The sequence below is a fragment of the Haloarcula pelagica genome (assembly GCF_030127105.1).
In the GTDB taxonomy this organism is placed as follows: domain Archaea; phylum Halobacteriota; class Halobacteria; order Halobacteriales; family Haloarculaceae; genus Haloarcula; species Haloarcula pelagica.
This window is the reverse complement of record NZ_CP126161.1, coordinates 1203076-1221210: the sequence shown is the minus strand read 5'-3', so window position 1 is coordinate 1221210 and position 18135 is coordinate 1203076. Positions and strand designations below refer to the sequence as shown.

Here is an 18135-nt window from a genome sequence, read left to right as displayed (position 1 = left end):
CTTCTCGAACGCAGTTCTCACCTAGCAGTTGCTATCCATTCACAGCACTTCTGTGTCTGTTTCCAAGGTTAGTGTGAGAGCTTCTACTGCCAACATTTGGCGGGTAGCGCTATTATTGGAGATCGTCGGTTATTGGTATCTTCCGTTAAGTTTTGCACTTAGGACAACCTCGAAAGCCCTCGGATCGCTCGCGGTCGCTGGACGCCATCTCCTCGCTTCGCTGGCGTCACGCGCGGCTTGTTGAGGACAACGAACTGGCGGATGTTCTCCATGAGCGGACGAAGACTTCTCGGACATCGTTGGGGCGTAGACTGTGTCCCTGATGAAGAGCCCATCAAAGGAACTCGACTCCCTCCCAAAGTGGATTACTGCCGTGCGTGATCGGAAGGAGCTGGCTGTTGAAGAATTAGAGTAGTTGCAGTACGGTTGATCTTTTGTGATTCCTGGGACCCACGCAACCGAAGCGTACAGAGACACCCCACCGTTTCCGCTAAAGCGCTGATATGTTCTGGACGTGTTGGAAGGGGTGTGAGTCGTTCAGCGTAGGTGGGGATATGCAATTGCTTGTTCAGAAGAAACAGTGGGGCGTGTCTGGTTCAGCTGAGAGACTCACATTCTGACAGGCTCTTGCAGTTGTGCTGAGCACATACGCATAGTCAGCACGCTGGAATCACCGAATTGTCGGCCGCCAAATAGAGTTCGACCCCATAGAGCAACGGCAGAAGACGCGATCCCGAAGACTCGTCTCTGACATCTGATTTATCGTTCGAGGCGTGGTAGAGAGTGGTATGGATGATATTCAATCGGCTCCCGAAACTGAGTTCGACGGCGTGTCTCCGGAAGAAGCGTTCGCGATCCTGGGAGACGAGACGCGGCTGAATATCCTCCGGGTCTTGTGGCAGGCAGGGGCGCTCCACGAATACGACGACATCGACGACAGCGCGTCAACGATGTCGTTCTCCGAGTTGCGACGACGCGTCAACGTTGGCGACAACGGTCGGTTCAATTACCACCTCTCGAAGCTCGTCCCGCACTTCGTGCGGAAGACAGGCGAGGGCTACCGACTGAGTGGTGGTGGAAAGAAACTCGCGCGAACCGTCGTAACGGTTGCAGGGGAACACGACGCCGAGATCTCCGGGGAGGTAAATTCGAACTGTCCGGTCTGTGGCGGAGCAATACGGGCGACATACGAGGACCAATGGCTTCGATTCTCCTGCACTGAATGCGCCGGACTGTTCGGCGACGCTGCTCCGCGAGGAACACTCCTGAACGCGCCGTTTCCGGCACCGGGACTGGCCGGTCGGACGCCCGACCAGGCGCTCAGGACGGAACTCTACCTCTGCATGTCGGATCTGGCGCACATGATGCAAGGTGTGTGTCCCGAGTGTGCAAGTCCCGTCAGAGGAACGCTGTCAGTGTGTGCCGATCACGAGGTGACTGACGACCAGCCCTGCCGAAGCTGTAGAACTCCGTTCGCCGCCTGGGGCGAACTACGCTGTGATACCTGTCGATTCGCCAAACGGCTCCCGGTCGAACTGTGTGTCACCAGTCTAGCGCCCGTGATCGGTTACCTGTACGAGCGAGGACTCAACGTGTTCAGCCCCTCACTCGAAGGCCTTTTCGACCTCGTCCAGACGCAGGTGACCATCGCCGCCACCGAGTCTCCGCTCGAGGTAGCCACGACTATCGGGAGCGGGGACGACTCACTCACGATTACACTCGACGAACACCTTTCTGTCGTCGATATCTCTCAGTAGCTCCACGCCACCCTGACAGCGACAGGACCAGTGCGGAACCCCACGAGACGTAGTATATGCTATCTCTCTGAGTGAAATATCATTCTCCGAACACTCAAGCACTAATATGCCGTCTGTAGGGCTGAACATGCCGAATCAAACAGAGCTGAAAAAAGTCAGTCTCGATGACCTCGAACTCGTCAGAGCGAACCAATCCGGATCGGAGATGGACGTGCGGGTGAACTTCCCGTTCTCCCCGTCGTTCCCTGCCGCGAGTGGGCTCGAACTCGAGGGTGGACACAACGTCGTCTACTTCGAACTCGACCCCGGGCAGAAACTGGAGACGCACGTCGATAGCCCCGAGGAGATCGTCGTCTGTCTCCACGGTGCCGAAGTCGACGTGTGGGTCGACGAGACGACGGGAATGATCGAGGCGGGCGATCTGATAGTGGTTCCGCCGATGGCCCCACACGGCTTCCAAAACGGGGGCGCGGAGACAGCCCGGTTCGTGGGCTTCTTCTCCGACCGCACAACCGTCACAGAGTTCGAGGAACCAGTTGACCCGCTCGGCGTCGCGGTCCTGAGGACGTGACCATGGCGACACGATCGACGCCTCGTGGCGACCGCGTGCTGTCCGCCGTCGACCCGGAAGCGACTGCCAGGGCGTACGTGGATATGTGGAACGACAGAGAGTACGCAGCGATTCCACAGCTGGTCGCAGACACGTTCGTGATGTACGACCCTGCAGCACCAGCGAAAGGGGTTGCCGGGCCGAAAGGAGAGGTCCACGGACGGGACGGGCTCCGACAGTTCATGGAGGTGATATCCACGGCGTTCCCGGACTTCGAAATTACCGTTCTCGATATGGTTAGTGGCGAGGACATCGTTATGTACGAGGTTCGACTGACGATGACCCACGACGGACCACTCGGTGGTCTGCCCCCGACTGGCCGAGAGGTTCAGATTCGCGGTGTGTCGATACTTCATCTCGACGCGGGAATCATCCGCGAACACAGGTTCCACACAAATATGAACGAAGTGGCGCCACAGCTCGGACTGACGTTCCCACAACTACTCGGTCAACTCCCGAAGCTCCTGATCGGAAAAGTTCGATTATCTATCTCCTAATAACCGGGAGACGTACTCTCTGTATCTCGTACGCTGGTACTGATAGACACTGCATAGTTCGGAAGGGCGCTACTGCAAACTGGGAATATATCATCTCAACCGACGCCGCTCTCAGCCACAGACCACATACTGATGTTCAACGATTCCGCCCTCGCGACGCGTGGTATCGAGCAATCGGAGCGATTGTTGGTCGTACTCTCCCGCGAAGAGTGGAACCCCCCCTCCTAAGAGAACTGGCACGAGCGATAGCCGAAGTGCATCAATCTCCTGTTCGTGGAAGAACGCTTCTGCAAGTTGTGCGCCTCCGACGAGCCAGATATGCCCATACTGTTCTTTGAGGTGTGTCGAGACATCTGCGACGGGCTGGTCAACGAACTCGACAGCGTCAGTCGCAGGTGAGAGGTCCCGATGCGTGAACACGTACGTTGGTTTGTCATCGTACGGCCACTCACCGAAGGTCAGTACTTGTTCATACGTCGTTGCGCCCATCACGAGACAGTCGACACTCTCGAAGAACGCAGTGAACTCTTCGATATCGTCCTCACTCGCTGCCTCTTCGAACTCCGAAAGCCACGCAACACCCCCATCCTCGTCGGCGATATAGCCGTCCACGCTCGCTGCGATGTAGAGGGTGATCTTCCCAGCGCTCATACGAGACTCTCGGTCGACGGAGTAGAAATACCTCTGTACTGCAGAGAGCGTGTACGTTAGGCGTGGTTGGCAGGTTGTTTCGAGGTCGTATAACCCGCTGCCCTTGAGAGAGCAGAGTGGTACTTAGATCCACACAACTTGAAAGCCCGCGCTCGTTCGACTCCCGCGACTCGCCGCTCCAGGAGGTACTTGCGTCGCCGGGGTTCGTCGAACGGCCTCGCCCGTTCAGTCCACCAGGTGGGCGGTTGGTCCTATGCATGGCCCGTCCCGCCCGCCCGGCCAGACACCCGCACCACGACCAGCGAACGCGTTCGCTGGTCGTTCCTCGCTCGCCCTTTCGGGACGCCAGCATCAAGCGCAGTTTCGGTCTTCGTCCCTCAGACCAGAAACCGACTTGAAGCTGGACACTCGGGCGGGCTGGCCGGTCGCGCGTCACTGGTTGTCTCTACTCGAAGGGGCGCGCTGTCCGCGCCCTGTCGGGCGCGTGAAGGCGCGGACAGCGCGCGAGGAGGTTGTCGGAGTGTGATGATAGTCACGACTGGGAAGTCGTGAAAGTGGAAGACGCTGGATGGGCGCCTTCAAGGAACTACAATGAGTATAGAGAATTCGATTCGATATGAAGTTTCGCACGATGAACAGACGGTCGCAGATGAGGCGGTTACCGAGGAGGTCCCGGAACTGCAGCGGTCGGTTGCCCAGGAGATACAGGCGAAGGTCGATACGAATCACTTCGAGGTGGCTGGACGAGGACTGACTCTAGAGGCCGAAGAGCGAATGGCAGCACGCGAGGCGGAGATCGGACGAACCAGAAGCCGGTGGGACCACAGACAGGATTCAGACCGGGAGGCCCGGACGAGAGATGTCGCCGAGCGCAGAAACGAGGCACGTCGACGGCGATTCTCGAAGCGAGCGGCGAGCGTGGACCCATGGGCGGAGCCAGATCGGGTGGACCCACGGACCGGAATGACTCGGAAGGAACTGGCGAGCGTGAACAAGCAGGCGAGGCGGATCCAAGAACGGGTCCAAACGGGAACGACGACGGCCGCACTCTCGAAGAGGCTCGCACGACGGATGGCAGAGGGGGCAGATATCGTGGATGCGTCGGTCTCGGTGACCGAAGCAGAGTGGCTCGCGCCAGGGACGGTCGTGCCAATCGAGATAATCGGGAACGCAAATCGAAGTGAGGTGGACATTGCTGGTCGAGTGACGGTGCTCTGGGAGTCGAGCAGTCCGGCTATCTCTCAGGTGGGTCTGATAGAGGATGGGACGTCGATCACGAAGTTCACTGTCTGGCGAGCGAGCGACCAACCCGTAGTCAAAGAAGGCGAGCGCGTCAGGTTCCGGGCTGTAGCCAAGAGCTGGTACGAGGGACGCGTCTCGGTTGCACTGACGGGCTGGAGCAGGGTGGAGTTCCCAGAGCGCGAAGAGCGGTTGTAGAGGCAGACAGGCGGTCTTTTTATTGCACGCCAGCCCCTCCCCAGCCGTCGTCCTCACTCCGTTCAGACGCCCCTCGCGCGTTCTCGACGCTACGAGCGTTGACTCATTGCTACGTGAACTCCCTGAGTACGTGTACTCTGTGAATGTTCTATGAAACTGAACACTACGCATACCTACTCAACGGCTGTTTCAACGGAAGAAAAGTCGAGTCAAGAGGGTTTCAACAGAGCCGACTCATCCGAAGGTGGAGTGTGAATCGAATGTGGCGGTGTCTGGGTGATTCATCTCGCGTATATTTTCGCCCCCCCGAGGGGTGCGGGGCGTCATCCACGTCTCGCAGATTCGATATGGGACACAGAGCACTCATTGCATACGAACGACCTGACAGCCTGTATAACATCCACTACACCCACTGGGGTGGATTGCATCTCCGAGTAAAAGTCCAGATCACCAAAGAGACGCCTTTCGGTGGCGAGGAAGCAAGTAAGAACGCCCAACGACTCTTTGCGGCACTCATTGAATCGTACGACGATGAAACGGTGAGTCGATTAGTTGAGAATTCCGGGGTAGCTCCAACAGATATCGATCACGACCCACTGACGCTTGCCATCTCACTTGAAGCAGTGCTTACGGAGTATCTGGATTATCTACATCATGAGGCGTTCTACATCGTTGACAGTGATTTCGAGGTGACGGCCTATCGGACACACTGGTTTTGGTTACAATACGACTGCCAGCGAATCTCCGGGGAGCCGACTGTGGGCAATGGCGCACTCAGGACCGTGCGGTGGTACAACGGCGAGCCAGTCGGTGATGGGTACGCCCAGGGAGAATTTCGAGCGTTGAAACGGGTTGCAGGGGATCTCTGTGATCGAGAGCTGTTCTCGCCAAGGGAAGCACGGGAGTATCTTTCCGAGATGCTTTCTCGGTGGGCCGATGACCGCTCGGAGCTTATCATCAAAACGCCGGAGGATGAGTGATGGACTCAGATGGCGAGGTGGGTGAGGTAGAGAGATCGCTTGAGCGATGGCTCGCGAGACAGGCTACGCGGGGTCTCCCGGAGCTCGTTCTTGTTTCGCTCCTCAGGGAGGCTGCTAATGATCTCGAGGACCGTGGCTATGTCTCTCGACGGGGAGGGCGGGTGATGCAAGAGCACTGACTCGTTACTGTTGAATCGGTCAGTATATTGTATCGTATTGATAGAGCAGACTGACTGTACCAGAGGTTGCGAACGGGTATATGAAAGACTGATATCAAAGCAGAAACAGTCGCCAGCTGGCACAGGTCGTTCAGATAGGTATGAAACCCGCTCAGTTGAAACCGTGGCAGTAGAGGCCGAAAGCTCATGTTGTCTCTACGTAATATTCTACTAGTGCATTGGTTTCAGAAAGCACGGTATGTCGTTGCGGTATGTGTCATCGTCTTCACCGGACTCAGCTTGGCTACCGAAGTTGGCCAGGTACCGATCCAAGCCCTTGCCTCTCGGTATCTTCTGTTAGCAGCGATGCTGGGTCTACTAGGTCTCGTTTTTTGGTTCGATAACCGATATTAGAGTGGCTCCACAGTACAGCCCGTATGAGGTTCATGAAACTATCTCTCCGCTCACTTCGCAGACCCACTGAACCGCTGGTTCGTCCCGACCGTTCTGAAATCAGTAAGAACTGTGCTTTGGTCCCGTCGCTTCGCGTCGAATCTGATTCTCAAGCACGCTCTTCCCAACGCCAACCATCGGACAGCTGTGGCACTGATACAGTTTTACCTGCGCCGCATCAACGCCGATTTCTCGATGCCTGAAACAAAAACCGAGATCGAGCCCCAGACTTACGACTGGCGAGAGTGGGTCAACGAGTATATTACCGAATCTAAGCGTATCTGACTGTTCGTCGGAAGAACGTCTTATTCAAACATTTGCGTGGGTTCGGAGCCACAACAGTTGAGCGGAAACACGGGATCATGATCGATTTGTCAGAGTATGAGCTTGATATGTATCCGCATGAATCGAAGGTATTCTACGCCGAAAAACACGAAGACCTCTGGATAGAATTTGTCGAGCAAGCGGTCGAACGAGCTGGCTTCCCAGAATTGGTCGATACTATGGGGATATCTAAAGCGGAGTTCGCAGAGAAAATCCGGCAACTGGACTAGTAGACTGCGTTAGTCTTGAACGGTAGCGACTAATCGGCCCGTTTCCTCGGCCTCCTCGCTACGCGACATCCCATATGTCGCAAGCGCCTCATCAACCGCCTCATCAATACTCATAGCTCATTCAATCTTAGCTGTGTGATTGTATAGACTCTTGCTTCACCCTGCGCGCGTGGCATAGGGAGGTGAAAGATGTTCCTGATTATCCCCACATGCCCGACCGAGCAGACCAACAAGAATGATCCGAGAGACATTCGTCACAGCATGCGACTGGCGACGACTGGAACAATAGGTTAGCAATAGTATCAGAGAGGAACGGCCGCGGCTGGTTTGATTCGCCGAAAGACAATCCTGATGATAGCTGAGCGCCGCACTTTCAGTGGGCTCCAGAACAGCGCAAGACCACGGGGCCAGCGCGGTCAGAGCAAGTATTATCGGAGGGAAATACGCTAAATCAAATATGTCCAGGAAGTTCAGTCGTGGACTCGCCGTTGCTGACGGGAGCCTCGACATGTTCCGGGCGAATCCCCGTCTTGCGGCCCTCCCACTGTGCAGCCTCCTGCTCGTCGGGAGTGGATTCGCGGTCGCCGCTGGGATTGCCCTCCACTGCGGTCTGGCTGCATCGCTGCTCACAAACGACTTTCTGCAGTACACCGCCCTGTTCGTCAGTATCGCGCTCACCTCGAGCCTCGGGACGTTCGTCAACGCTGCCGTGGCTCACTGTGCCTTCCGGTACTTCGACGGTGGCGTCCCGACGGTCGAGGAGAGACTGCGAGCGGCCTGGGAGGCGCGCCGTGCTATCGCTGTCTAGGCGCTCACCTCCGCGACGCTAGGTACCGTTCTGTACATCCTCGACGAGAAATTCGGCTTCCTTGGAAGCGTAGCCCGCCTCGTCTTTGACCTCGCGTGGTTGCTGTTGACCTTCTTTGTCGTGCCCGTAATCATCGTCGAGGACACGACGGACATCCGGTTGATCCTTCAACAGAGCGGTGCCACGTTCAAACAGACGTGGGGCGAGAGTGTCACCGCTTCTCTCAGTGTCTCTCTGGTCACGCTGCCGGTCGTACTCGTCGGTGTCACCTGTCTCGCCAGTGCTTATATTACCCTCACCGGCCCGACTGCGTGGCTCCTAGGTAGTATCGGCCTGCTCGCTGTCGTCACCGGAATCGTCGCGAGCCAGGTGCTCGGGATGGTTGCTCGCGTTGCCCTCTATGAATACGCGACTAAAGACCACCGTGTGGGTCCGTTCGAACGGCGCGATCCGTGCGAAATATTCCCTGAGACCTCGTGACGGATTTAGCGGAACTATTCTGATCCCGTCCCCACCAAAACAGTCCTGGAAACTGCAGTCGTATCGACATCCACGATTGTGTCCTCGCGTGTCTACACGGCCGGTGAGACTGGCGCTCAGACAGTCAGTATCGAGTTCCTCATCAAGCATCTCAACGCTGTGAGCCACATTCCCGAGTCGACGTTTCGAGTCATCATCTAAGCCCCTGACGCTGGCCACCAATAGAATGTTGACACCGCCAGCGGAGATCGATAATCGGAATGCGCTTTTGCCAATAGGAAGTTCGATACCTGCCCCGCATCCCGCGTTTAACCAACAATCTGGGTGATAGCGCCCGGGCGTTGGTTAACACCTCGGCAGCAGATGCTGACTCAGGCAAAAATGTCCAGACTTATTGAGACGTGAGCTGGAGGAGGCGCTGATCAGTTTCCCACGCTACTGCGAGGCTCAACACCACTGCCAATACGCTAACCCAGTCAAACGGAGAATGGTGTGAAAGCGAGAGCGGGATACCGACTGCGAAGAGTGCCCAGCGTATCGTTGCCCGTTTCTCTCCGGACCGGCAGTGAGAAACGATAGACGGTACAAGGAGAACCCCGCTGACTAGACCACCTAACAGGGGTGTCTGAATAGTCCTCCCACCGACCGAGAATGTTGGAAATTGATCGACAACTAACACTCCGACCGCGATGAGGAGCATGAACACTGTGGGACCCAAGAGATCGGACCTGCTCAGGTGCACGGACAACTGACCATAGAACGGCACATCAGATAGATATTTGTCCAGGCCACCTTACGGGCTACTACAATGGGTTTCCCAGTCAGTGGTGACTCTCCCATCATACCGTCTTCCCTCGAAAAATAGGCTGTTACCAGTCAGTGAGCGGGGTGACTTCTCCGTTCAGAGACCAAAGTGCGCGTCGCGCTCCACGACGGTGTATCCCTGAGCCATAATCGCAGCATCGCGGTATCGTTTTGCAAGTAATTGCTGTGGCAGGCGTCGGAGGCCGAAACGCCGATTAGACGCATATTCGACATCAATGGTCGTGTGTTCATCGGCGTCACTGATTCTCGCGGTGTAGGTCGCCCAGGGTTTGTCGTTCACCAGTATTTCCAGTTCGACTTGCTGGCCTCCGTTTGGAGTCGTAACTGTTCGAGTATGGACCGATGGTTCGGCAGAGCGCAAGCCCAAGAGATATGATGTCGGGTATATTGGTATCCCGGCTTCGATGGTAACCTCGTCAGCGACTCCCCACTGAAGTGCAAGTACTGGAGGCGTCGGCCCGGAAAATGCGTTGACGACAGCTTCAAGCTCCGTATCGGTCTGTAGGCGGACTGTCCCCTTGGACTGTAGTATCGGTGCACGTGCGATGACGACCAATACTGCGGCGACGACGACTGCGGGGAGCAGTGACGTCGTCACATATGTCAAGAGGGACAGCGACACCACGATGACGATTACGAGTCCGAAGAGAAGCCGTTCGCGTCTGAGGTATCGTTTGGCAACGCGAAGAGCGTCTTCTGGCTGTTCGATAGTGGTGGAGGGCATCGTAGAGACCACAATCCGCTGATGTGATAGCTCTGTTGGAAATCCCTGGATGATTCATGGGCTGCGTTCCCGATGAACCACTGTCATTGCCAAGAGGAGGAAAGTATGTGCTCTGTATTCAGCACAGCATCGATACACTGCCAGAGGTGTAGACCCTCAATAGAGCCATCAACAACTACGAGCGGACGATTTACTATATACCACCTTGGTGGACGAATTTCTCCGTCAGACAATTTCCGTCTTACCTAAGCCGTTGACGTATCAAGTTGTCATCGTGTCCCTGAACATTGGTTCCTCCATAACTGGTGGAGTTCGTCGTGTCGTGAATAGAAACGGAGCAGTTCTCGCCCTCGTGTACGTGCTACTCGGAGTTACCTGGCAGGTGGCCTTTTACAGTGCGTTCGTCACGTGGCTGTAAGGAACACCTGTCTCCGCGACAGATGTAGCGCTTCCAGCGGTCAATGTCCCGCTGGCGGCGTCTGCAATCGTTGCGGTCGTCGCACTGCTGGGGCTACAAGTAGCGGCTATCTTTTCGCTCCGAACGTTCGTGGGTGGGCATCCCCGTTCAATCCCGTCAGAATACTACCCCCGCAATATCGCTATCGTACTGGCCAATTCGGTGGTCGGGAGTTGCGTCTATGGGCTTCTCGTGTTCCTCGGGTCACTACTCCTCATTATCCCTGGTATCATCGCGTACGTGGCGTTCCTATTCACGCTGGTATATATTGCCGTTGAAGACGAGAATTTCATCGCTTCTCTCGGTGATAGCTGGACGCTGACGCGTGGGAACTGGCACCCCTTGTTCGGACTTCTGCTGATCATCATCGTCGGGTTAGGCCTCGTTTCGACGATTTTGTCGGTGCTGGCCTCGTTTATCGTTAATGCGCTTGCAGGACCGGCGATAAGCACGCTCGTATCTGGCGTGATTACGGTGCCGTTCTCCCTGTTCGTCCTCGGAGTAACAGCAGAGGCGTTCGTTCAGTTGCGTGGTAGCGATACCGCCGTCTGAGCCGTAAGTAGGGCTCCGCAGCTCTAAAATTGTGTAATTTCCGCGGAGCGTCTCGTATAGTCGCGGTTGCTCAGACGCTACTGAGGGTGTTGGCCGAACCACCGTGACCGCGTCGTTCAGCTAGCCACCCACCGAACCATCCGGCAAGGCCACCGAACACCGCCACAGCTGCCATGATAACGACACCGAGTGCGAGCACCATGGCGATACTGACGACACCGAACCACAGTGGATTCGAGATCGTCGGGATTGTCAGGAGCAGCTCGCCTACCACCAAGAGCGACGGCAAACCGCCGATGAGTGCTGCTCGAACTCCGGTGGCGGTACTGTTCCCGCCACGGCGCTTGACGAGGTAGCCCGCAAGCGCGCTCCCGATCAAGAACATTTCGAGCGTCATGTTTTCCGGGGACTGCCAAGCCTCGAACGCGGTAAACGGGAGGGCGAGCAACCCACCGAGCAGGGCGTACTTCCACGTCTTCGAGATGTCGAGTTGGAGGGACATCAGTTAATGATTCGATGTTGATGATATTAAACCATCGCTTTACTGAGAAGAGGGCTACTGCTGGCGCATCATTTCACTATCTACAAAGCTATGCTCTCCCGAAAAATCACTCTAAAGCCCCTCACGAGACAGATGCTATTCGGTACGAGATGCGTTCATCAGACGACTCTGCAGGTCATATGTCGCTACTACCGTGACTTGACTGATAATTCGAATTGAAATCGGGTATATAATTCTTGGGGGAGGGGTTCCGGCTCAGATGGTTTTTCTGTCATTATTCTGATTAGCCTCGCAAGTGCGGAGTGCATGAGCCCTGACGGACTCGGGGCCCCATTGGCCGCTGTGGTGCTGGGGTCGCTATTGCTCCTATTTGGTGTGACCACTGCGACAGTGGTTTCCGACCAGGCGGCACCGGCAGATGGACAGCCCCCTACGAATACAGTCACCGAACCACCAGTCACCGCTCACGACGACGGAAGCGGATGTCACTACCGATGAGAGTGACAGCGAGGACATCACCGCTACCGACCTCTTGTTACGGTTCCAGAACCGGACTGATAGATTCGACACGTTCGTGATGACTGTCGAGACGAACAGTACGATGGACGGAAATCAGACATACTCCGCTGAGCGAACCGTCTGGGTCGACACAGACACCTACTTCCCCGAAAAAGTTCACACGGCCGTCCACTCCGAGAACTACAGCTTTGAGGCCACACAGGACTACCGGAACGTGAGTCTGAACGAGTCCCTCTCTGACGACCGATTTGACATTGACGTTCGGTGGGCATCTCTATGGAGCGTCTCGCCCACGCGGGCTTGGGTAAATCGTCGGTGGCTGTCGTCGCACTCGCCAGTCAGCCGCTGACCGACTTGCTCGGAGCTTCTCGGGATAGCCGGCGCTACGGGCGGTGAGCCCGTCAATATCTATGTGAAAGTGAAATGCCGGCTCGGCGCAACACTGCGCCAGCGGGGCCGGCGACGGATTCAGGGCGACACGAAGGGTGTGGAGCCTTTGGAGGGAGCGACTCCACCGTAACAACCGGGGGCAATCGAGTTGGGAAACGGTGACGGAGGGTCGGGGGCGCCGTCACCGCTACCGCATCTGGACTGTCGACCCGGGTGGACATATAAAGTGGAGCCGATTTTCCGGACCAGAAAATCGGACCTGTACTGGTCGCTAGACCTCCGCTGGCAGGTCGACCGGCCCACAATATCGAGGAACTGGAGTTTCCGTTTACTCGGCTCAGTTTTGGCCTCACACGGCCCGCTATATTACGAGACCGTATCAGCAACGTGAGCCCGACTCCCGGTTCACCTGCGTACCAAACAGCATTACTGTCGCACTACCGTTGTCAGCGACGAACACTGCAGGTTCGGATGGACGGTGACCCGCGCCACAGACTGGTCGGCCGACCAACGAGGGAAGTTAGAGGTCCGCCGTCTCGAACCGCTGATAGCCAAGTACCATCGGGAGAACACACCACGCGAGTAGGACCACCAGTCCCATCCACCAGTCGACGTAGACGGGACCACCGAGGTATCTAGCGGCCTTGTTGATATCGAAACCGACGTTCAGGAGTCGGTAGTACGCTTCTGTCGGCGTCGAAAGTCGAAACAGAAGCGCCCAGTCGGGCATATCGGCAAATACGCCCACATCGAAGCGATGGAGGACGAGCATGGTGAGCGAGTGGAAACTGTTCCAGAACGGCACCAAGAGGACGTACCCGCCGAACGCACCGAGCGTAATCCAGCGGTCAACGGTCGTCGAGAGGGACAGGCCGACGGCCAATCCGACGAACGCGACACCGTAGAGCGCGGTCACCAGCAGGAACCACGGGTAGTACAGTGCCCCCTCGGTCCCATAGCGGATGGCGCCGACCGCTCCCGCAAGCGCTATCGAGACGAGCGTCGGCACGAGCAGTACGAGCACACGACCGACCATCGTTCCGACAACGAGGTCTTTGCGGGACTGTGGTGCCGACAGCACCAGAAAGAGACTCCCGTTCGTCCGCTCGTGGATGATCGACTTGTACCCCAGGAGGAGGCCGAGCAACGGAAGACACACCGCAGTCACTCTCGCCAGTCCAACTGTGAAGGCCGCGAAAGTCGACTCACCGAGATACGTGTGAACGAGGGCGTAGCCGACGAACAGCACGATCGAGAGGGCACTGAACAGCCAGATGCCGGTCGACCGCTTCGCCTCGTAGATGTCCTTTCTGGCGATGTTCCGCCAGCTCATGCGATATCCCTCCGGGCGAAGCTGGCATAGGCCAGCCCCAGCGGTCCGACGCTCCACAGCAGGAGGATAATCAGCGCCAGCCACTCGCTGAGGTACCAGGGTCCGCCGCTAGCGCCCGTCGGAACTACGAAACCCGAGACAGCCCGCTGAAACGCGTGGCCCGGCTCGAGTCCGATGGCGAACTGCACCACGGCAGGGAGCGGCCCGTCGATGATGCCGGCGCTCTGTAGTCCGAGTCTGAGTGCCGTCTCGACTGCGTCCCAGACAATGGCGAACAGAAATACCAGCGTGAACGCGAGCACCAGTGCCCGCCGCCTGGTGCTGACGACGAGCGAGGTTGCGAGGCCGAGCCCGCACCAGATCGAGGTAAAAACGACCGTCAGTAGGACGAAGATGAGGAATCGCTCCGCGACGAGTTCACCGAACGGATAGACGACGAGGGCACCGGCGCCAGCTAACGCCACAAGCAGCGCCCCGACCAACAAGCCAGCGCGGCCGAGGAACTTCCCGAGGACGACATCCCGTCGGCTGTTTGGCAGCGAGAGGGAGAGACGCAACGCCCCGGATTCGCGCTCGGTGACGACGGCCCCGTAGCCGAGCAATACGCCGACAAACGGGAGAAGTGTCGTGAGTGTCCCGGCGACGAACCCACCGAATCGGGCTGTCGTTATCGGGTCAGTACCCGCGATTGGATAGATATATGCCGCCAGGAGTATGGCCAGTATCGGTAATCCAAGAAGGACTTTGCTCGACCGCGTCCCGGCCGTCAGCACCCCGTCCTGTCGAGCGATTGTCCGCCAGGTCATCGCTGTTTGGCCCCGGTGTACTCGATGAACATGTCCTCAAGCGAGGCCTCGTCGGTCCGGAAGTTCACCACATCGACGCCTGCGTCCCGGAGTTCGACGAGGATGTCCATCTTCGCGTCGTTTACACAGGTGGCCTCGATGGTCTGGCTGTCAGTCGTGATAGCCGTCTCGACACCTGGGATGGCCCTGATAGCGTCCAGTGTTCCGTCCGTGAGTTCGTCGACGGTGATGACGAGTTTGGTCCCGCCACCGAGAGACTCGCGGAGCCCGTCGATGGTGTCGACAGCGACGAGTTCACCGTCCTGTAAGATACCGACGCGGTCACAGACCGCCTCGACCTGTTCGAGGATATGACTCGAGAAGAATATTGTCGCGCCCCGATCGTTCTCCTCGCGGAGTATCTCGCGCATCTTCGCGGCGCCGTTCGGGTCGAGTCCGGTACTCGGTTCGTCGAGTATCAGCAAGTCGGGCTCGCCGACGAGCGCCATCCCCAACACGAGTCGTTGAGCCATCCCCTTCGAGTAGTCTGAAGCTAGGCGGTCGGCGTCATCACGGATACCGACGCGGTCGAGAATCTCGATAGTGTCCCCGTCGACATCCTTCGAACGCATCGCGTAATCGATGTGCTGGCGCCCGGTGAGTCGTTCGAAGACGGAGTAGCCTTCAGGGAGGACACCGACACGCTCGCGGGCCGCGACCCCCTCACGCTGACAATTGTGCCCGAAGATACTCACATCGCCCTCCGACGGCGTCACGAAGTCGAGCAACGTGTTGATGAACGTCGACTTCCCAGCACCGTTCGGTCCGAGAAAGCCGAAGGCCTCCCCCTCTTCGACGGTGAGGTCGACCCGGTCGATGGCTACTTCAGTTCGATATCGCTTCGACACCTCGGTCGCATCTATCGCAACCATAGTCGATCAAAACAGCGAGATATCCATAATGCGTGACACAGATTTTCCGGCCCAGAGAATCGTACCTCGACAGATATGTCACCTGGCGACCCCACCGTTCCCGTACGCCGCTCACCTGTCGATATATAGCGAATAGAGTAGGCTCCCGAGGCCACACAGTTCGACCAGTCGAGTCGTCACCGGGAGATAAAACGAATACAGCCGCGGTCCCAGCTGGAGTGGCTGACTGAGGGCGGTCAGCACGAGCGAGAGGGTGAACGGGACAAACGTGAGCAGTGCGAGGCCGACGGCGAGATAGAGCATCCGCCGGCTCTCGTTCCGACGGGCGCCTCGATACGCTTGAAAGACGATGAACGCGCTCGTCGTAATCGCGATGAGTGTCAGGGCGAGCAAGATGAGATACTCGACCGCCCCTCGTTGGACGCCCGACTGCAAGAGTACACCCCACATTAGATACCATCCCACATTTCGGTGAAGCGATCGGCCACGTCGATCTCCTGTTTCTCTTCGAGTTCGACGCTGAGGGTGCCGTCTTCCAGTTCGACCGCGAGCCGGCGGAGCCGCGCTTCGTAGACACTATAGTGGTGTCCGTCTTCGGCTATTTCAGTTCGTTCTTCCAGCAGTCCGCTCTCGACGAGTCGTTCCGCACGTCGATAGACTGTCGGCAACGACGCGTCACATCTCTCGCTCAGTGTTTTCGCGGACATCGGTTGTTCACTCGTGGCAGTGAGGATATCCCGGGCGTACGGGTCGTCGAGGAGTGCCAACACCTCGACTGTCGGACAGTCCTCACTCACGTCTCTCGCTACACAAGCAATGGAATAAAAGCGTCCGCTTCTTTTCAGGCCCGGAAAATCAACCTCCTGGTTTCTGCTATCCTGTCTGAAACACGTCCGTCTCCGCGATGTATAGGTGTCAACACCTTTTCCGAAGCCGACACATCGTTTGAATTATCATGGGGCCAACCGGCTGTATGACTGTGTCCCTCCAACTCCGAACTGTCATCTCAGACAGTATTCCACGAATCGCATCACGAAACGGCGCCCTTTTACTGTCTGCGCTGTTGGTCGGGACTGTTCTACAGACAGGCTTCACACAGTTAGTCGCGACGACGTATCTACCCCTGACACCTACTGCTCCCACTAATTCCCCGACCGCCGTTCCGTCGGGCGGCCAGATGTCGCCGCTGCTCGCACTCCCCGCGGGACTCCTGGCTGGCTTGACCGGAGGACTCCTGACGGTCCCGGTTCGGGTCGTCACACACCGAACACTGGTAAGCGAGGAGACCACCCGTATCCCCGAGGAGTATATTTTCCATCGGCTCGGTATGGCGACGGTCCTCAGCGTGGTCGCCAACTGGGTCGTCGCACTGGCCATCGTAGTCATTGCACTCATAGGGTTAGCTGTCGGTTTTGTCTGTCTCTCTCTCGTCGTTGGCACGCATCTGTTTACTGCAACCCCGTCTCTGACCGACGGTGCTATCATTGCCGGTGTGGCTGTACTGTCGCTGTTGCCAAGCGCCGTCGTCGGCGTCGGCCTCGTGTTCACCGGGCAGGAGATCGCCGTCAGGGACAAAGGAGTTCTCGATGCCATCCGGGGTAGTTGGGCGCTCACGGCAGGTGCCCGTGGGCGGCTGTTTCTGCTTGCAGCTGTCCCTGTCGTCGTTCAGATCCCGCTCTCGTTTGCGCTCTTCACAGCACTCCCGCGACTGCCAGCCAACGTACTCACGACGATCGAAAGTACTGCCATCTCCTTCTTACTCATAGCGATCATGGCCCGAGCATACAAGCAACGAATCCACGCCACCGGGGCTTCGTTTCGGACCGGCCCGCTTTCGGAGTGAGTTTTCCGGAGTGGCCTCCCGCTCAGCCCGTGGGCAGAATCCGGCCACTCGTCAACCACCCGAGGGCTCCGGTTACCTCTCTGAGCCGATGCTGTCCAGAGTCCGTCTTTCGATTGCCACTCGAAGATTACCGTCTCGAAAATACACCCACCCGACGGTGAACGAAAGCGCAACGCCAAAGCGGAGAGCGGTAAGCAGGGTCGAATTCCAGAACCCTCCGGATGTCACACCAATTCGAAGCAGTGCTGGGAAAGAAGTCCCCGCTGAGAGTTGTGAGCTGACCTGAAACAAGAAGCCGTTCGAGAGGTTGTATGCGAGATGGATACCGACAGGAAAGGCGATGTGGCCCGTGAGGACGTATGCAGTCGCCCACGCAAGACCGAAAAGCGTCGCCGAGAATATCAATTGGATGCTTCGCCCTTCGGTTCCACCACCGCCGGCAAAGATGACGTGGCTGAACCCGAACACCACTGAACTCATACCGATCGCACCGGCGAGCTCTAACTGCCGTGCGTCAAGCCGTGCGCTCAGTCCGTCGGCGAAATTCTGAATCATGACGCTCCGGAAGAGTACTTCCTCGTAGAGGACGTTCGAGACTTGGCCAAAGACAATAGCGACGACGGCCAATCCCGTTGACCCACCTGCGACGCCGGCAAACACCGTCGTAACGGCCCCGTATCCCAAGGCGACGCCGACGGCTATCGGAACGCCCGACATGAGGACCCCACCGGCCAGTCCGACTCCCAGGTCGGTCGCCCACCGTCGACTACGAGCGATGCCATACGCCGAGAGCGGACGATGATCAAGCCGCGTTGCAACAGCCAAGACGGTGCCGGCGGCGAGCAACATGATGACACCGACTGCAAACTGATCCATCCAGGCGGAATA

Annotated in this window: 19 protein-coding genes and 1 pseudogene; 11 read left to right on the top strand and 9 right to left on the bottom strand. The window is 57.5% G+C overall.

The features are described from left to right. Positions 1 to 788 precede the first annotated feature (788 nt). From P1L40_RS06490 to P1L40_RS06480, 3 genes are all read left to right on the top strand, one after another. Positions 789 to 1757, top strand: a complete 969-nt coding sequence (locus P1L40_RS06490) for a winged helix-turn-helix domain-containing protein (protein WP_284010512.1) — start codon at positions 789 to 791, stop codon at positions 1755 to 1757. 127 nt (positions 1758 to 1884) lie between these two features. Then, positions 1885 to 2328, top strand: coding sequence for a cupin domain-containing protein (locus P1L40_RS06485; RefSeq protein ID WP_284010511.1), 444 nt, complete (start codon positions 1885 to 1887; stop codon positions 2326 to 2328). A 2-nt stretch (positions 2329 to 2330) separates the two neighbouring features. Then, complete coding sequence (locus P1L40_RS06480) at positions 2331 to 2864, top strand: ester cyclase (protein WP_284010510.1); 534 nt, start codon at positions 2331 to 2333, stop codon at positions 2862 to 2864. A 111-nt stretch (positions 2865 to 2975) separates the two neighbouring features. Here P1L40_RS06480 and P1L40_RS06475 read toward each other — a convergent pair whose 3' ends face one another. Further along, on the bottom strand, positions 2976 to 3515 hold the full coding sequence (locus P1L40_RS06475) for a dihydrofolate reductase family protein (protein ID WP_284010509.1): 540 nt from the start codon (positions 3513 to 3515) through the stop codon (positions 2976 to 2978). A 591-nt stretch (positions 3516 to 4106) separates the two neighbouring features. Here P1L40_RS06475 and P1L40_RS06470 point away from each other — a divergent pair. From P1L40_RS06470 to P1L40_RS06445, 5 genes and pseudogenes are all read left to right on the top strand, one after another. Then, the gene (locus P1L40_RS06470; protein ID WP_284010508.1) at positions 4107 to 4952 is read left to right on the top strand and encodes a DNA-binding protein; all 846 of its coding nucleotides are present in this window, start codon (positions 4107 to 4109) and stop codon (positions 4950 to 4952) included. A 347-nt stretch (positions 4953 to 5299) separates the two neighbouring features. Next, on the top strand, positions 5300 to 5932 hold the full coding sequence (locus tag P1L40_RS06465) for a DUF6735 family protein (RefSeq protein WP_284010507.1): 633 nt from the start codon (positions 5300 to 5302) through the stop codon (positions 5930 to 5932). A 683-nt stretch (positions 5933 to 6615) separates the two neighbouring features. Next, positions 6616 to 7097, top strand: a pseudogene (locus P1L40_RS23720) (DUF8172 family protein). Positions 7098 to 7554: 457 nt separating this feature from the next. Next, the gene (locus P1L40_RS06450) at positions 7555 to 7905 is read left to right on the top strand and encodes a hypothetical protein (RefSeq protein WP_284010504.1); all 351 of its coding nucleotides are present in this window, start codon (positions 7555 to 7557) and stop codon (positions 7903 to 7905) included. 30 nt (positions 7906 to 7935) lie between these two features. Next, positions 7936 to 8385 carry a DUF6159 family protein gene (locus P1L40_RS06445; protein WP_336402191.1) on the top strand — a complete coding sequence of 150 codons (450 nt, stop codon included), beginning with the start codon at positions 7936 to 7938 and terminating at the stop codon, positions 8383 to 8385. A 901-nt stretch (positions 8386 to 9286) separates the two neighbouring features. Here P1L40_RS06445 and P1L40_RS06440 read toward each other — a convergent pair. Continuing rightward, positions 9287 to 9934, bottom strand: coding sequence for a hypothetical protein (locus P1L40_RS06440; RefSeq protein ID WP_284010503.1), 648 nt, complete (start codon positions 9932 to 9934; stop codon positions 9287 to 9289). Positions 9935 to 10403: 469 nt separating this feature from the next. On the opposite strand from P1L40_RS06440, the gene P1L40_RS06435 reads away from it, so the two are divergent. Next, positions 10404 to 10943, top strand: a complete 540-nt coding sequence (locus P1L40_RS06435; RefSeq protein ID WP_473092374.1) for a DUF7847 domain-containing protein — start codon at positions 10404 to 10406, stop codon at positions 10941 to 10943. Positions 10944 to 11013: 70 nt separating this feature from the next. On the opposite strand, the gene P1L40_RS06430 is transcribed toward P1L40_RS06435, so the two are convergent. After that, entirely contained in the window at positions 11014 to 11445 is a 432-nt protein-coding gene (locus tag P1L40_RS06430) for a DUF5518 domain-containing protein (RefSeq protein ID WP_284010501.1), read from the bottom strand. Positions 11446 to 11863: 418 nt separating this feature from the next. Between P1L40_RS06430 and P1L40_RS06425 the strand changes: the two genes are divergently transcribed. Continuing rightward, the gene (locus P1L40_RS06425; protein WP_284010500.1) at positions 11864 to 12313 is read left to right on the top strand and encodes a hypothetical protein; all 450 of its coding nucleotides are present in this window, start codon (positions 11864 to 11866) and stop codon (positions 12311 to 12313) included. A gap of 561 nt (positions 12314 to 12874) precedes the next feature. On the opposite strand, the gene P1L40_RS06420 is transcribed toward P1L40_RS06425, so the two are convergent. The 5 genes from P1L40_RS06420 to P1L40_RS06400 form a co-directional block, all read right to left on the bottom strand. Next, positions 12875 to 13687, bottom strand: a complete 813-nt coding sequence (locus P1L40_RS06420; protein WP_284010499.1) for an ABC transporter permease subunit — start codon at positions 13685 to 13687, stop codon at positions 12875 to 12877. Next, positions 13684 to 14493, bottom strand: coding sequence for an ABC transporter permease subunit (locus P1L40_RS06415; protein ID WP_284010498.1), 810 nt, complete (start codon positions 14491 to 14493; stop codon positions 13684 to 13686). The genes P1L40_RS06420 and P1L40_RS06415 overlap by 4 nt, the downstream gene beginning before the upstream one ends. After that, on the bottom strand, positions 14490 to 15404 hold the full coding sequence (locus tag P1L40_RS06410) for an ABC transporter ATP-binding protein (RefSeq protein WP_284010497.1): 915 nt from the start codon (positions 15402 to 15404) through the stop codon (positions 14490 to 14492). The genes P1L40_RS06415 and P1L40_RS06410 overlap by 4 nt, the downstream gene beginning before the upstream one ends. Before the next feature lie 111 nt (positions 15405 to 15515). After that, on the bottom strand, positions 15516 to 15854 hold the full coding sequence (locus tag P1L40_RS06405; RefSeq protein WP_284010496.1) for a DUF7521 family protein: 339 nt from the start codon (positions 15852 to 15854) through the stop codon (positions 15516 to 15518). After that, complete coding sequence (locus P1L40_RS06400; protein WP_284010495.1) at positions 15854 to 16201, bottom strand: helix-turn-helix domain-containing protein; 348 nt, start codon at positions 16199 to 16201, stop codon at positions 15854 to 15856. The genes P1L40_RS06405 and P1L40_RS06400 overlap by 1 nt, the downstream gene beginning before the upstream one ends. 158 nt (positions 16202 to 16359) lie before the next feature. On the opposite strand from P1L40_RS06400, the gene P1L40_RS06395 reads away from it, so the two are divergent. After that, complete coding sequence (locus P1L40_RS06395) at positions 16360 to 17247, top strand: DUF7847 domain-containing protein (RefSeq protein WP_465260786.1); 888 nt, start codon at positions 16360 to 16362, stop codon at positions 17245 to 17247. Positions 17248 to 17319: 72 nt separating this feature from the next. Here the strand turns inward: P1L40_RS06395 and P1L40_RS06390 are convergent, their stop codons facing one another. Then, positions 17320 to 18123 (bottom strand): CPBP family intramembrane glutamic endopeptidase, encoded by an 804-nt coding sequence (locus P1L40_RS06390; RefSeq protein ID WP_284010493.1) that lies wholly within the window; start codon positions 18121 to 18123, stop codon positions 17320 to 17322. Between the last annotated feature and the right edge of the window lie 12 nt (positions 18124 to 18135).

What these genes read in the sequence shown, in the direction of transcription:
- P1L40_RS06490 (WP_284010512.1), top strand. Translation starts at nt 789, where the DNA reads ATGGATGATATTCAATCGGCTCCCGAAACTGAGTTCGACGGCGTGTCT.
- P1L40_RS06485 (WP_284010511.1), top strand. Translation starts at nt 1,885, where the DNA reads ATGCCGAATCAAACAGAGCTGAAAAAAGTCAGTCTCGATGACCTCGAA.
- P1L40_RS06480 (WP_284010510.1), top strand. Translation starts at nt 2,331, where the DNA reads ATGGCGACACGATCGACGCCTCGTGGCGACCGCGTGCTGTCCGCCGTC.
- P1L40_RS06475 (WP_284010509.1), bottom strand. Translation starts at nt 3,515, where the DNA reads ATGAGCGCTGGGAAGATCACCCTCTACATCGCAGCGAGCGTGGACGGC.
- P1L40_RS06470 (WP_284010508.1), top strand. Translation starts at nt 4,107, where the DNA reads ATGAGTATAGAGAATTCGATTCGATATGAAGTTTCGCACGATGAACAG.
- P1L40_RS06465 (WP_284010507.1), top strand. Translation starts at nt 5,300, where the DNA reads ATGGGACACAGAGCACTCATTGCATACGAACGACCTGACAGCCTGTAT.
- P1L40_RS06450 (WP_284010504.1), top strand. Translation starts at nt 7,555, where the DNA reads ATGTCCAGGAAGTTCAGTCGTGGACTCGCCGTTGCTGACGGGAGCCTC.
- P1L40_RS06440 (WP_284010503.1), bottom strand. Translation starts at nt 9,934, where the DNA reads ATGCCCTCCACCACTATCGAACAGCCAGAAGACGCTCTTCGCGTTGCC.
- P1L40_RS06430 (WP_284010501.1), bottom strand. Translation starts at nt 11,445, where the DNA reads ATGTCCCTCCAACTCGACATCTCGAAGACGTGGAAGTACGCCCTGCTC.
- P1L40_RS06425 (WP_284010500.1), top strand. Translation starts at nt 11,864, where the DNA reads ATGGACAGCCCCCTACGAATACAGTCACCGAACCACCAGTCACCGCTC.
- P1L40_RS06420 (WP_284010499.1), bottom strand. Translation starts at nt 13,687, where the DNA reads ATGAGCTGGCGGAACATCGCCAGAAAGGACATCTACGAGGCGAAGCGG.
- P1L40_RS06415 (WP_284010498.1), bottom strand. Translation starts at nt 14,493, where the DNA reads ATGACCTGGCGGACAATCGCTCGACAGGACGGGGTGCTGACGGCCGGG.
- P1L40_RS06410 (WP_284010497.1), bottom strand. Translation starts at nt 15,404, where the DNA reads ATGGTTGCGATAGATGCGACCGAGGTGTCGAAGCGATATCGAACTGAA.
- P1L40_RS06405 (WP_284010496.1), bottom strand. Translation starts at nt 15,854, where the DNA reads ATGTGGGGTGTACTCTTGCAGTCGGGCGTCCAACGAGGGGCGGTCGAG.
- P1L40_RS06395 (WP_465260786.1), top strand. Translation starts at nt 16,360, where the DNA reads ATGGGGCCAACCGGCTGTATGACTGTGTCCCTCCAACTCCGAACTGTC.
- P1L40_RS06390 (WP_284010493.1), bottom strand. Translation starts at nt 18,123, where the DNA reads ATGGATCAGTTTGCAGTCGGTGTCATCATGTTGCTCGCCGCCGGCACC.